The organism is Hymenobacter ruricola (assembly GCF_015694525.1).
Taxonomy (GTDB): Bacteria; Bacteroidota; Bacteroidia; order Cytophagales; family Hymenobacteraceae; genus Hymenobacter; species Hymenobacter ruricola.
Genome location: NZ_JADQDM010000002.1, coordinates 14,711 through 28,384, shown reverse-complemented (window position 1 = coordinate 28,384; position 13,674 = coordinate 14,711). Strand labels below are relative to the sequence as shown.

Below are 13,674 nucleotides of genomic sequence, written 5' to 3'. Positions count from 1 at the left end.
GCTACAGTAATTACACCATTATTATTCGTTAGGGTTGGACCAGACGTAACACGGCCCCCGGTAACTAATGGATTATTCGCGCCAGTTATTGTAGATGGCAACCCAACTAGCGTGAGGGTGGTAGATTGGCCCGGGCAGACGCCAGTAGTAGGAAGACCAGACCAATTTCCGACGGACTGCGCTCGCACCGAAGTGGCGCCTGCGGCCATTAGAATGTATAGTAAGCAGCTAAAAAGTAGTTTGTGTTTCATTTTTAGAGTTTGTTAAAAGTGAATGATGGGTTAGAAAAGAAAAAAGCAATGCAACCTGCAGACTGGATTGAACTGAGCCTTAATCGTGTAATAAGTATTATCGCCTTTATTGCCAGCACCGGAAGGAGTTCGGTCACTCACATAATATTCGACGCCATCTAAATTCCATTTTTGATGAGAAAACGTAAGCGGCAAACCCGATTCTGCTTCTGCAAATAGCCGTTGACTAATTCGTAAACGAATACCAGCAAACGCTTGTAAAAAGACGGATTGCGTAGTTCTGTGTTCTTGTTGGTCAGTCACCGCCGTTTCTGGCAATGGCGAGGCGCCTGTAGTGAACCTCGGCAACAGCCGATAATACTCGCTATTCTTTCGGTACACGTCCAGTCGAGCACCTACTTCGCCTCCCGCATAAGCCATAAACCGGCGGTTGAGCGGCAGCCACCGCTCCCGGCCCCAGGCCAGCTCCACGCTTCCGGTATGCTCCCGGTAAGAGTTACCGATTTGCAGGGGTGCATCGCCGCTGTTAAACTCATACCGGGCCACCACCCGCGCCCGCCAGGCCCGGTTGGGCTGGGTTTGCTTGCGGTAGAGCAGGCCGATGGGCAAGGAGCGGTTGGCGGTGAAGAAGTGGTCGAGCTGCGGGCTGGCCGTCAGGCCCAGGTGGTGCTGGTAGGTGCGGGCCGTGTCGGCGGGCGACAGCAATGACTGTCCCTGGGTGTTTTGCACAGTTGCCCACAGCACTAGCGCGGCCGTAGCAGAGAAAAGGAGTTTCATGGTGGTATGGAGAAAAATGGCAAACCGGGCCAGTGCCGGCCTCTACCCCAGTGCAGTAAAGCACGGATGGGAACGAGGTATGAAAAAGGACAAAATCAGCCAAAAATAGACTTGTAATTCAAGGTGTTTTTTTTTTGCACGATATACATTTCACGCTAATAAAAAACCGATTATGAGGCCATTGCCGACCTATCACAGTGGCCAATGCTCCGGGGATAACGCTGAATGCGACATCAGCTATACATGACTTCGACCGCTGTAAACAAAAAAGAGCCAATGACCAGCCCACCGGCCGGTCATTGGCTCCTTACGCCTCAGCGAATATCTGGCGCTTAAAACAGGCCCAGCTGTGCTTTGGGCCGTTTCAACAGCTCGCGGGCCTGGGCCACTTCTTCGTCGGTCACGCCCACGGGGCCGGTGGGCTCGGGGCGCGGGGCGGCGCTGGGGGCGGGCTCGTCGGCTTTGGGGGCGGCGGCGCGCTTCTTGGCCACTTCGCGGCGCTGGGGCTCGGGGCCTTCGTCGGTGAGCAGGGCCACGGCGTGGATTTTGAAGTAGTTGAGCTTGTTGCCCATGGCCTTCCAGCCCTTCACGTCGATGAACTCGTGCAGCGCAATCTGCTCTTTCTCCTTGTCGGCTTTTTTGTCCTTTTGCAGGGTCACTTCCACCAGTGGCTCGGGGTGGCAGGTCACGGCCAGCAGCTTCGAGCCCTTGGTTTCGGAAATGAACGTGAAGCGCTTGCTCAGCGTGCTGGTTTCAATCTTGAAGCGCTTGACGTAGTGCAGCTTGGTTTCGCCGTCCACGTACACCGCCGACAGCGCCACCTCGGGCTCGAACTTGCGCAGCAGCACGATGTTGGGCACGTCGTAGTGCAGGGCCGGGTCGGGCGGCGTGAGCTCGTAGCTGCCGTCCCGGAACACCACCAGCACCGTGTGCTCGGTGTCGAACGTGCCCAGGTAGCGGCCGTGGCCGGCGGTGTTGAGGCGCCCCACCACGCTGTCGAAAAACATTTCGCGCCCGCCCAGCGTGGAGTCGCCCAGGGCTTTCTGGGTGATTTTCTTGATGGGCTGCTTGGTCACGATGTTGCCCATCGAGCCCTTGCCTTTGATGGCGAGGTCAGCAAAATCGAAATCAAACTGCTTTACCCGCGCCGGAGCTTTGTCCGAGAGTTGAATACTCACGATTTCCGACTCGGAATTGGGATTAGCCGTGAGGTAGAGCGTTTTGGTGCCCTTGGTGCCCTTGGTGAGGTCGTAGACTTTGTCGCGGGTGATGCCCGACACCAGGAAACGCTTGGCAAACGAGATGCCCGAGGCACCGTCGAGGTACACCATGTTGTACACCAACCGGTCGTCGTTCTTATTGTACACGCCCACGTGCAGGATGTCCTTGCCCACGAAGGTCTTCTCCGCAATTTTGCTCACTGTGAACGTGCCGTCGCGCCGAATGGCGATGATGTCGTCCAAATCGGAGCAGTCGCAGATGGTGACGGCGTTTTCGTCCTTTTTCAGGCCGTAGCCCACGAAACCGTCGGCGTAGTTCACGTAGAGCTTCTGGTTGGCCACGGCCACTTTCTGGGCCGTCACCACGTCGAAGGTGCGGAGCTGGGTTTTGCGCTCGCGGCCGGCGCCGTACTTCTTCAGCAGGCCTTTGAAGTAGTTGATGGCGTAGCGCGTGAGGTTGGCCAGGTGGTCGGCCACTTCGGCCAGCTCGGCCTCCAGCTTCTGAATGTACTCGTCGGCCTTGAAGCCGTCGAACTTGGAAATGCGCTTGATGCGGATTTCGGTCAGGCGCGTGAGGTCGTCCTCCGTGATGGCCCGGCGCAGCACAATGCGCGCATCGTCAGCGCGGGCCTTCTCCCCTTCCACGCGCACAAATTTCTTCAGGCCCTTATCAATCGTTTCGAGGATTTCCTCCCAGGTTTCGCACTCCTCAATCTTGCGGTAGATGCGGTTCTCGATGAAAATCTTCTCCAGCGACGCGTTGTGCCACTTCTCCCACAGCTCCTCCTGGCGGATTTCGAGCTCGCGCTCCAGCAGGCGCACCGTGGCCCTAGTACTTTGGCGCAACACGTCCTCCACGCCCACGAAGCGCGGCTTCTCGTCAATAATAACGCAGGTGTTGGGCGAAATGCTGATTTCGCAATCCGTGAAGGCGTACAGCGCGTCCATGGTCAGGTCGGGGCTGACGCCGGCGGGCAGCTGCACCTGAATTTCCACTTCGGCCGCCGTGTTGTCGACCACCTTCTTAATCTTGATTTTGTTGGCTTCCGAGGCTTTCACGATGCTCTCCATCAGCGCCGTGGTGGTGGAGCCGTAGGGAATGTCGCGGATGACGAGCAGGGTCTTATCCACCTTCTCAATGGTGGCGCGCAGGCGAATTTTGCTGCCGCGCAGGCCCGAGTTGTAGTTGCTCACGTCGCAGAGCCCGCCGGTCGAAAAGTCCGGAAACAGCTGCACGTCGTGCCCCCGCAGCACCTCAATGCTGGCCTCGCACAGCTCGCGGAAGTTGTGGGGCATAATCTTGGTGCTCAACCCCACGGCGATGCCCTCCACGCCCTGCGCCAGCAGCAGCGGGAACTTCACGGGCAGCGTGGTGGGCTCGCGCTTGCGGCCGTCGTAGCTGAGCTGCCACTCGGTGGTGTCGGGGTTGAACACCACGTCGAGCGCAAACTTGCTCAGGCGCGCTTCGATGTAGCGGGGCGCGGCGGCGCCGTCGCCGGTGCGCACGTCGCCCCAGTTGCCCTGCGTTTCAATCAGCAGGTCTTTCTGGCCCAGGTTCACCATGGCGTCGCCGATGCTGGCGTCGCCGTGCGGGTGGTACTGCATGGTCTGGCCGATGACGTTGGCCACCTTGTTGAAGCGGCCGTCGTCCATCTCCTTCATGGCGTGCAGAATGCGCCGCTGCACGGGCTTGAGGCCGTCCTCGATGGCCGGCACGGCCCGCTCCAGAATCACGTAGGAGGCGTAGTCCAGAAACCAGTTCTGGTACATGCCGCGCACCGTGGCCACGTCGTGGATGGTTTCGCCGGGGGCAAACTTGGGCTCCTCCTCGGTTTCGGGCTCCGTGACGGCGGGCGCCTCCACTTCCGGCGTCAGGCTGGCAAACAAGTCGGCGCCGACGGGGGCGTTTTCGTCTTCGGTCGGGGCCGCCGCGGCATCGGCCGCAGCCGCCGGCGAAAAAGCCGCCAAATCAAAATCGACCGAATCGCCGGGTTGTAAAAAATTTTGGTCGATGGAATCGGAATCAGGAGTATCGAGAGGTGCCACGAGGGAAGCGAATGAGGTCGGCGGAGTGCCGTCAAAAGTACCAGAATCAGCGCGGAGCGCAATAAATCACAATGAAAAGGGCCGGCGCAAAGTTCCCAATATTATTAGCTATTACGCAAAAGTCACAAGCTGAGCCCTGCACCATCAAAACCCTTTAATTTGCCCAAATTACCGAATTTTTCGCACAAAAAGCAAGCTAACGCGAATAGCTAAATTAGCTAGCCCCAATAAATATTCAGATGCTGATTTGCGGCCCAGACCGCCCAAACGAAAAAAGCCCGCGCCAAAGGCGCGGGCTTTTCCGTGGAATTTGTCGGCTAGTCTACCCCTAGGCGACGGTTCAAACCTACGAACAATTTTGGTTATATACCTAATCTGCGTCTTTTTTTTTGTGCCACGCCGGCAGTTTGGCACGCGCAAGTCGGCTTACCGAACGATTTCAACCCAGCCTTTCACGTCGATGTTGCAGCCGGCTTGGCGCAGCTGGTAATAATATACCCCGGCCGGGAGGCCACTGCCGTTCCAGTCGTTGCGGTAGGCCGCGGTTTCATACACCAGGCGGCCCCAGCGGCTATAAATCTTCAACTGGGGGGTGCCGTAGGAAGCGGGCACTTTCAGAACGGCGTTCAAAGCGTCGCCGTTGGCGGTTAGCACGTTGGGGATGTCGAAGGTTTTGCTCAGCTTGATGTCGTATTCCACAATGGCGGGGCACAGCAGGCCCTGGTCGATTTCGACGCGGTAGCGGCCGGGCGACGTCACGGTCACGCTGGGGCTTTTGGCGCCGGTGCTCCAGTTGTAGGCGCGGCCGCTCACGAAGGGCGTGAGGCGGGCCGGGTCGAGCACCAGCATCTGGCCGCAGTCGAGCGAGTCGACCACCGAGCGCGTGGGCTTGGGCACCGCGTTTTTGATTTCGTATTCGACCACGGTGGGGCACACTTGCCCTTGCTGCCGCACCTGCACGCTGTAGCGGCCGGTGGCCGTCACGGTCAGGGTGGGCGTTTGGGCTCCGTTGCTCCACGTAAAGGTGTTCCCCAGCACGGGCGGCGTGAGGCGGGCCGGGTCGAGCACCAGCTGCTTGCTGCACCCCAGCGTGTCGGAAGCCGTGCGGGCGGCGGGCGGGGCGCTCACCACCACCGTCAGGCTCAGGGTGGCCGAGGCGGGCCCGCATGCCGAGGCGGGGTTGCGGCGCGTGGCCACGAGGCGCGCCGTGTAGGTGCCGGCCGTGGCGTAGGTGTGTTGGGGAGCCTTGGCGGTGTCAAGCGGCGAGTTATCGCCAAAATCCCAGCTGTAGGTGTTCGACCCGTTGGTGATGTTGACGAATTGCAGCGCGTAGGGCGCGCAGCCCGCCGGCGGGGCCTGCACCACCAGCTGCAACGCCGAAGTAGACGTAGGCGCCAAATCGAATTTGAAGGCCGCGCCGTCATTCGAGAAGGTTTGGCCGGCCGAATACGCGTTGGGCGTGGTGCCGAACAGTTTGCCGATGTTGCAGGTAATGTGGTACATCATGCCGGCGCGGGTGATGTAGTTGGAAGCCGCAAAGTGCAGGTGCGTATTGAAGGAAGGGCCCGAGTTGTTATTGGTTTCTCCGATGTAGGTGCCGTAGAGCAAGCCTGTGGCGTTTTCGCTCAGCACGCACAAATACAGGCTCCGGGGGACGTTGGAAAAGGCGTCGGCCGTGCGCGGGCAGCCCGGGCTGCTGATGGCTCCGGCGTAAGCGCTGAAGTAGAGCCGGCCGCAATTGTCGCGCCCGAAGCCGGTCAGCACGTTGCAGCTGTTCAGGGACCCAAAGCCGACCACGCTGATTTGGGTGGAAAACAAGGTGGCATTCAGGGCCGGGTTCAGGCTGTGCACAAAGATGCCCGTGGACCCGGGCACCAAGGCGCCGAAAGTGCCCAGCGTGCGCGGATAAGCGCCTTCGCTGGCACCGCCCACCAGCACGTTGCCGGCGGCATCAAAGTCGAGAAAGCGGGCCACGTCGCTGCTGCTCGTGCCCAGGTAGGTACCAGCCAGACGGGCGCCGAGGCTGCTGAGGTGCAGCACAAACCCGTCGTTGCTGAACCCCACGCCGTTGCCGGGAGCGGTGGGCAGCAGGCCGCCGGTGCCCACCGGCAGGTTGTTGCTTTGGGTGGCGCCGCACACAAACACGTCGCCGTTGGGGGCCACCTTCACATCGTGCAGGCGCTCGGCGCCGCTGCCGCCGATGTAGGTGGACCAGCGCAGGGCCGACAGGTTGGGGGCCAACCGGGTGAGCACGCCGTCCGAATTGCCGCCGTACGTGGTTTGCAGCGGGTTCAGGCGCGGGTAGTCGTTGGAGTAGCTGGTACTGCCCACCAGCACGTCGCCGGTAGCCGGGTCGGTGGTGATGCTGCCCGGAATGGTGGAAGTAGAAGCCGCCTCGTCGCTGGAGCCGCCCAGGAACGTGGAGGCCAGAATGCCGGTGCCCGTGGCGTTCAGGCGCGTAATCACCAGGTCGCGCCCGAAGCTGCCGTTGTTGAGGGTGCGGTCGTACGCGCCGTTGGTGGTGGGGTAATCGGTGGAAATGGTGGACCCGAGAATTAGCAGCTCACCAGCGGCGTTGATGTCAAAGTCAAGCGGATAATCATCCGCCGAGCCGTTGGAGCCGCTGTTGGCGCCGCCCAGGTAAGTGGCGTAAATCAGGCTGCTGCCCGTGGCCGAAAGCTTCGAAATCCCAATGTTGCCGTAGATGAAGGTGGACTTGATGGCGCCCACCGTGACGGGGTAGCCCGCGCCCAGCACGTAGCCGCCGTTGTACATGTTGCCTTGCGCATCGGCGATGGTGGTGTTGGCCGACTCACCGCCCGGCGAGCCCGAATACGTGGAGAACACCAGCACCGGGTCGATGACCAGGCGCTGGGCCGGGTCGTAGCCTTTGCCCAGCGCGAAGCTGACCTCGTGCCCGCTCAGCACAAAGCGGCAGGGCACTTCCCGCCGCTGGCCCGTGGCCGACAGCTGCCAGGCCACCGGGGCCTGCTCGCGCAGTTCGCCCACGCTCGTGCGCAGCCGCAGGTGGCCTTCCGGCGTGAGGCCCAGGCCGTCGAGGCCGTCGTAGCGCAGCCGGATGGCGGCCGGCCGGGCGCCCGCCGCCACTTCAAAGTCGTATTCCAGCTGGCCGCTGGCCTGCTGGTGCCAGCGCACGTCGATGCCAGGGTAGGCCGCGCGGTAGCGCACGTCGGCGTAGAGCGGCACGGCCGAGGCCCAGCGCGCCGGGTCGTTGCCCAGAAAATAGTTGTGGTAGGCGGTTTGCTTTTCCTGGCCGACGATGGCCGGCGTGGCCGCCGCGCCCACCATCGTCACCCGGAAGGCGTGGCTGGCCACGGGCTTGCGCGCTTCCAGAGGGGCGTCGGGGTGCTCCGCCTTAGGCAAGACGTGGTAGGTAAAGCAGTTGTTTTCGAGGTAAAGCCGGCCGTTGGGAATGTCCACGGCGAATTTCACTCGTTTTTCCCACTGGCCCTTATTCGCCACAAACGGCAGCTTGGCGGCCGGCGACTCGGCCCGCGCAATGCCCGCCGCCAGCGCCAAGGGTATACACAGAGAAACGTATTTGGTAAATGTGGTCATTTATAATAGAGTAGAAAGTTTGTTCAAAGCTAACTCGCTTTGGGTGAGTAACGGCTCAATAATCGAACCATTGCGTGCCTTTTTCAAGAAATTATTTTAGCGAAAGGCGCCAGCGCTGCGGGGCGCAAAAAAGCCCCCGGCGCTCGCCGGGGGCTTGACCATTTTGGGCCTTCCGGGGTTGCATGGTTCGGCTAGGCTTCGGCGGGCACCTCGGCCGCCGGCAGCACGTCGCTGGTTACCAAATCCTTTTCCAGGCGCAGGTTTTCGATGATGAATTCCTGGCGGGCGGGCGTGTTTTTGCCCATGTAGTAGTTCAACACCTGCTGAATGCTGCGGTCGGACTGCAAAATCACGGGTTCGAGCTTGATGTTCTCGCCGATGAACTTGCCGAATTCTTCCGGCGAAATCTCGCCCAAGCCCTTAAAACGGGTGATTTCGGGGTTTTTGCCCAGCTTGCGGATGGCGTTTTGCTTGTCCTGCTCGGTGTAGCAGTAGATGGTTTCCTTTTTGTTGCGCACGCGGAACAGCGGCGTTTCGAGAATGAACACGTGGCCGTTGCGCACCAAATCAGGGAAAAACTGCAGGAAGAACGTGAGCAGCAGCAGCCGGATGTGCATGCCGTCGACGTCGGCATCGGTGGCCACCACCACGCGGTTATAGCGCAGGTGCTCAATGCCTTCCTCAATGTTAAGGGCGTGTTGCAACAGGTTTAGCTCCTCGTTCTCGTACACGATTTTCTTCTTCAGCCCGAAGCAGTTCAGTGGCTTGCCGCGCAGGCTGAACACGGCTTCCAGCTCCACGTTGCGGCTTTTGGTGATGGAACCCGAAGCCGAGTCGCCCTCGGTGATGAAGAGCGTGGTCAGGGCTTCTTTTTCGGCGCCGTCCTTGGCGTTTTCGCCCAGGTGGAAGCGGCAGTCGCGCAGCTTGCGGTTGTGCAGGTTGGCTTTTTTGGCGCGCTGGTTGGCCAGCTTTTTCACGCCGGCCATGTCCTTGCGCTCCCGCTCGCTCTGCTCGATGCGCTTGCGCAGGGCTTCGGCCACGGCGGGGTTCTTGTGCAGGTAGTTGTCGAGGTTGTCCTTGACGAAATCGACGATGAAGCCGCGCACCGTGGGGCCGTCCTCGCCCATGTTCACCGAGCCGAGCTTGGTTTTGGTCTGGCTCTCGAACACCGGCTCCTGCACGCGCACCGAAATGGCCGCGATGATGCTGGCTCGGATGTCGGACGCGTCGTAGTCCTTCTTGTAGAACTCGCGCACGGCCTTCACCACGGCCTCGCGGAAAGCCGCCAGGTGCGTGCCGCCCTGGGTGGTGTACTGGCCGTTCACAAAGGAATAGTACTCCTCGCCGTAGTCGTTGCCGTGGGTCATCGCCATCTCAATGTCCGGCCCTTTCAGGTGGATGATGGGGTAGCGCATTGTTTCCACGTCGGCCTTGCGGGCCAGCAGGTCGAGCAGGCCGTTTTCGGAGTAGTACTTCTGGCCGTTGAAGTTGATGGTGAGGCCAGCGTTGAGGTAGACGTAGTTCCAGATTTGGTTTTCGAGGTACTCCGGGATGAAGCGGTAGTTCTTGAAAATCGTGTCGTCGGGCTGGAACGTGACGAGCGTGCCGTTGCGCTGGCTGGTTTTCTGGGGCTTGGGGTCGCTCACGAGCTTGCCCTGGGCAAACTCGGCGGCCTTGAGCACGCCCTCGCGCACGCTTTGCACCAGGAAGTAGCCGCTTAGGGCGTTCACGGCCTTGGTGCCCACGCCGTTGAGGCCCACCGACTTCTGGAACACCTTGGAGTCGTACTTGCCGCCGGTGTTGATTTTGCTCACCACGTCCACCACTTTGCCCAGCGGAATGCCGCGGCCGTAGTCGCGCACTTGCACGCGGGAATCCGAAATCTTGATGTCGATGGTGCGGCCGTGGCCCATCACGTGCTCGTCGATGCAGTTGTCGACGACTTCCTTCACCAGCACGTAAATGCCGTCGTCGTAGGCCGAGCCGTCGCCGAGCTTGCCGATGTACATGCCGGGGCGCAGGCGGATGTGCTCGCGCCAGTCCAGCGAGCGGATGCTGTCTTCGTTGTAGCCGTGGTCGGCGGCTTTGGGGGCAGGCAGCGTGAGTTGTTCGTCGTTCATTCCAAAAAATACGTAAGCGGGGCAGTCAGGCAGTAAAATAACGCACAAATTGGCGGCAGGACAAGCCGCTGTTGCCAGAATATTTAGCCGACTCCGCCAATTGGTTTAGCAGCCAACAACGGCTCCGGCGCCCAGGTTCACCGTTCCGGCCTTCGCCGGGCCTCGTTTTTTCCGCTTCCCCATGCCCCCACTGCTTCCGCGCCCCAATAATTTCTTCAACCAGCCCCGCAACATTCCCTCGGCCTCGCAGCACCACGCGCCTTCGGAAGTGAAGCAGTCGCCCTTCGTTTACTACACGTTTTTGCTGATTGGGCTGTCGCTGCTCGTGTTTGTGCTGCACAAACTCGACGGTATTTTGCTGCCGCTGTGCTTTTCGGCGCTGCTCTCCACCCTGCTCCTGCCGCTGGTGGTGCGGCTCGAAAACCGCCGCTGGCCGCGCGTGCTGGCCATTCTGGTGGCTATTCTGCTGCTGGTGGGCGGCATTGTGGGGCTCATCATCCTGTTTGGTTCCCAGATTCTGGACTTGAAAGCCGAGCTGCCGCTCATTCAGGCCAAGCTGGCGGTGATGTTTGACCAAGGCCAGCAGTGGCTGCACAACCGCTTCGGGATGCGCGTGATGAGCAAAGACGAATTTCTGGATTCGTCGCTGAGCTCGGCCAAGAAGTCGGCCGGCGGCTTTCTGGGCAGCACCATCAGCACCACGGCCGGCGTGCTGAGCGTGCTCACGCTGATACCGATTTACATCTTTTGCTTTCTGTATTACCGCGACCACATGCGGCAGTTCATGTTCCGCTTCGTGGCGCCCGACAAGCGCACGGCCGTGCTGCACACCATGGACAGCATCCAGACGGTGGTGCAGGCCTACATTCAGGGCTTGCTCACGGTCATCGTCATCGTATCGGTGCTGAACGGCATCGGGCTGCTGCTGCTCGACGTGAAATTCGCCATCTTCTTCGCCATTTTCGCCTCGGTGCTGGCCGTCATTCCCTACATCGGCATCATGGTGGGCGCCACCATTCCGGCCCTTATTACGCTGGTCGAAACCGGCTCGCCGGGCAAGGCCGCGGCCGTGGTGGGCGTGTTTGTGCTCGTGCAATTCCTGGAAGGCAATTTCATCACGCCCATGATTACGGGCTCGAAAGTGAGCATTAACCCCATGGCGGCCATCATCGCCCTCATTCTGGGCGGCGAGCTATGGGGCACGCCGGGCATGATTCTGAGCATTCCGCTCACGGCGGTTTTGAAGGTGGTCTTTGATGCGAACAAGGCGATGGAACCCTGGGGTTTCCTGCTCGGCGACGTGACCGACGGCGAAGAAACCAAGAAGGATAAATCGGACGACAAGCCCGGCTTTATGGCCAAGGCCTGGCGAATGATTAAGCGGATATAGGCATTTAGCAAGGGCTAAATTTTATACAACCCCCTGGCGGGCACAGCAGTATAGTTGACCACTCCTTTCCATTCACCAATCCCATTTCTTTCCAATGGATACCACCAACAATTCCAACCAGGCCTTCAGCGAATTGCTCGCCATTGCGCACACCGGCGCCAAGGGCTACCAGGAAGCCGCCGAAGGCGCCAGCAACCCCCAAATCAAAGCCGAGCTGAGTCAGCTCTCGCAGCAGCGCGCCCAGTTTGAGTCGGAGCTGCAGCAGCAAGCCAATCGCCTCGGTGTGGCCGGTGATGCCGTGGGCGGCGTCGAAGCTGCCGTGACCGAAGCCGCTGCCGCCGTGCACCGCGGCTGGATTAACCTGAAATCGGCCATCACCGGCCAGAGCGACTCGGCCATCCTGGGCGAGTGCGAAACCGGCGACGCCACGGCCCTGACGGCCTACGAGGCTGCGTTGAAAGCCGACCTGCCGAGCGACGTGCGCTCGGTGGTGGAGCAGCAGCATGGCCAGATTCTGGCGGCTAAAAACAAAATTACCCAGCTGAAAGGGCAAGTGAAATAAACAAAACGTCATGTTGAGCTTGTCGAAGCATCTCGCTTGTGATTGTAACTCAATCGTTGCAAAAACATTGATTAGTTGAAGCAAGCGAGATGCTTCGACAAGCTCAGCATGACGTTCTTTACTTTTACTCCATGAAAAAAGGCCACCCTTCCGGGCGGCCTTTTTTCATGCAACCTTCTGCCGGGCTAAGTTTGTTAGCCTTCCTACCGACCACCTTCCGCGCCGCGATTTGTACGCCATCATCGACCTTGAAACCACCGGCGGGCAGCCCACCCAGGACCGCATCACCGAAATCGCCATCTACATCCACGACGGCGAGAAAATCGTGGACGAGTACGCCACGCTGCTCAACCCCGGCCGGGCCATTCCGCCGTTTATCACCCAGCTCACCGGCATTACGAATGACATGGTGAGCGACGCGCCCAAGTTTCACGAAGTGGCCCGCAAAGTGGTAGAAATGACCGAAGGCTGCGTTTTCGTGGCCCACAACGTGCGGTTCGACTACTCGTTTTTGAAGAAGGAATTTGCCGACCTCGGCTACAACTATTCGCGCAAAACGCTGTGCACCGTGCGCCTCTCGCGCAGCCTGATACCGGGGCAGCCCAGCTACAGCCTCGGCAAGCTGTGCCAGAACATCGGCATCCCGCTGCAGGGCCGCCACCGCGCCGCCGGCGATGCCCACGCTACGGCTCTGCTTTTCGGCAAGCTGCTGAAGATTACCAACGAGAGCGAAGACCTGCCCCACGGCGCCGACACCAGCCACACCCTGGCCCGCGTGGACGCCCTCGCTCCCGCCGGCCGCCGCCCCGATGGCACCAAAGCGCCCAAGCCCAAGCGCGTGGCGGCCATGCAGGAGGCCATTCGCACGGCGCTGCTGCCACCGCTGGTATCGCCGGAGCTGGTGGCCAGTTTGCCGCAGGCCACGGGCGTGTACTACTTCCACAACGAGGCCGGCGAAGTGATTTACGTGGGCAAGAGCATCAACATCTACAAGCGCATTCAGCAGCACTTTGCCATTGACGTGAAGTCGCGCAAGAGCCTGGAATTTAAGAATTCCATTGCCGACATTACCTGGGAGTTGACGGGTTCGGAGCTGGTGGCGCTGCTGTACGAGTCGCACCTGATTAAGCAGATGAAGCCGGCCTACAACCGGGCGCAGCGGCGCTCGGTGTTTCCGGCGGGCATCTACCTGCGAGTGGATGAACAAGGCTACAAGCGCCTGGCCTACGGCCGCGCCGACGCCCGCAACGCCGAAATCCCCATCATCGCGCTGGGCAACCAGTACAAGGCGCAGGGCTTTCTCTACCACAAGGTGGCCAAGTACAACCTGTGCCAGAAGCTGTGCGGCCTGTATAAAACCACCGGGCCCTGCTTCGACTACCAGGTGCACCGCTGCCTGGGCGCCTGCGTGGGCCAGGAGCCGCCCGAGAGCTACAACCTGCGCGTGGACGAGGCCATTGACAGCATCAGCTACGAGCACGAAAGCTTCGTGGTGATTGGACCCGGCCGCACGGAGCTGGAGAAAAGCATTGTGCTGGTGGAGAACGGGCGCTACCGTGGCTTCGCCTTCGTCGACGAAACGTTCTCGGCGCGCAAGCTGGCCGATTTCCGCGACGTCATTCAGCCTTATGCCGACAACAAGGACATTCAGCAGATTATCCGGCTGCACCTGCGCACCAAGCGCAAGGGCGAGAAGGTGAAAGTGTTTGGATGATTCCGGTGAGTGATG

The 13,674-nt window shown here is 60.4% G+C and carries 7 protein-coding genes; 3 read left to right on the top strand and 4 right to left on the bottom strand.

What is annotated here, in order from left to right:
- Positions 1-281: 281 nt before the first annotated feature.
- The 4 genes from I2H31_RS04130 to I2H31_RS04115 all read right to left on the bottom strand — a co-directional run bounded on the left by I2H31_RS04130 (position 282) and on the right by I2H31_RS04115 (position 9,993).
- On the bottom strand, positions 282-1,028 hold the full coding sequence (locus I2H31_RS04130) for a hypothetical protein (protein ID WP_196291754.1): 747 nt from the start codon (positions 1,026-1,028) through the stop codon (positions 282-284).
- Positions 1,029-1,360: 332 nt separating this feature from the next.
- A complete protein-coding gene (locus I2H31_RS04125) occupies positions 1,361-4,111 on the bottom strand; it encodes a DNA gyrase/topoisomerase IV subunit A (protein WP_394368954.1) in 2,751 nt (916 codons plus the stop codon).
- Between the two features lie 609 nt (positions 4,112-4,720).
- On the bottom strand, positions 4,721-7,873 hold the full coding sequence (locus tag I2H31_RS04120) for a DUF7948 domain-containing protein (protein ID WP_196291753.1): 3,153 nt from the start codon (positions 7,871-7,873) through the stop codon (positions 4,721-4,723).
- Positions 7,874-8,064: 191 nt separating this feature from the next.
- Entirely contained in the window at positions 8,065-9,993 is a 1,929-nt protein-coding gene (locus tag I2H31_RS04115; RefSeq protein WP_196291752.1) for a DNA topoisomerase IV subunit B, read from the bottom strand.
- 181 nt (positions 9,994-10,174) lie between these two features.
- On the opposite strand from I2H31_RS04115, the gene I2H31_RS04110 reads away from it, so the two are divergent.
- The 3 genes from I2H31_RS04110 (at position 10,175) to I2H31_RS04100 (ending at position 13,659) form a co-directional block, all read left to right on the top strand.
- On the top strand, positions 10,175-11,383 hold the full coding sequence (locus tag I2H31_RS04110) for an AI-2E family transporter (protein ID WP_196291751.1): 1,209 nt from the start codon (positions 10,175-10,177) through the stop codon (positions 11,381-11,383).
- 94 nt (positions 11,384-11,477) lie between these two features.
- Positions 11,478-11,945, top strand: coding sequence for a PA2169 family four-helix-bundle protein (locus I2H31_RS04105; RefSeq protein ID WP_196291750.1), 468 nt, complete (start codon positions 11,478-11,480; stop codon positions 11,943-11,945).
- A 229-nt stretch (positions 11,946-12,174) separates the two neighbouring features.
- Positions 12,175-13,659: an exonuclease domain-containing protein gene (locus tag I2H31_RS04100; protein WP_196291749.1), complete on the top strand. Its 1,485-nt coding sequence runs from the start codon at positions 12,175-12,177 to the stop codon at positions 13,657-13,659.
- The last annotated feature ends 15 nt before the right edge of the window (positions 13,660-13,674 follow it).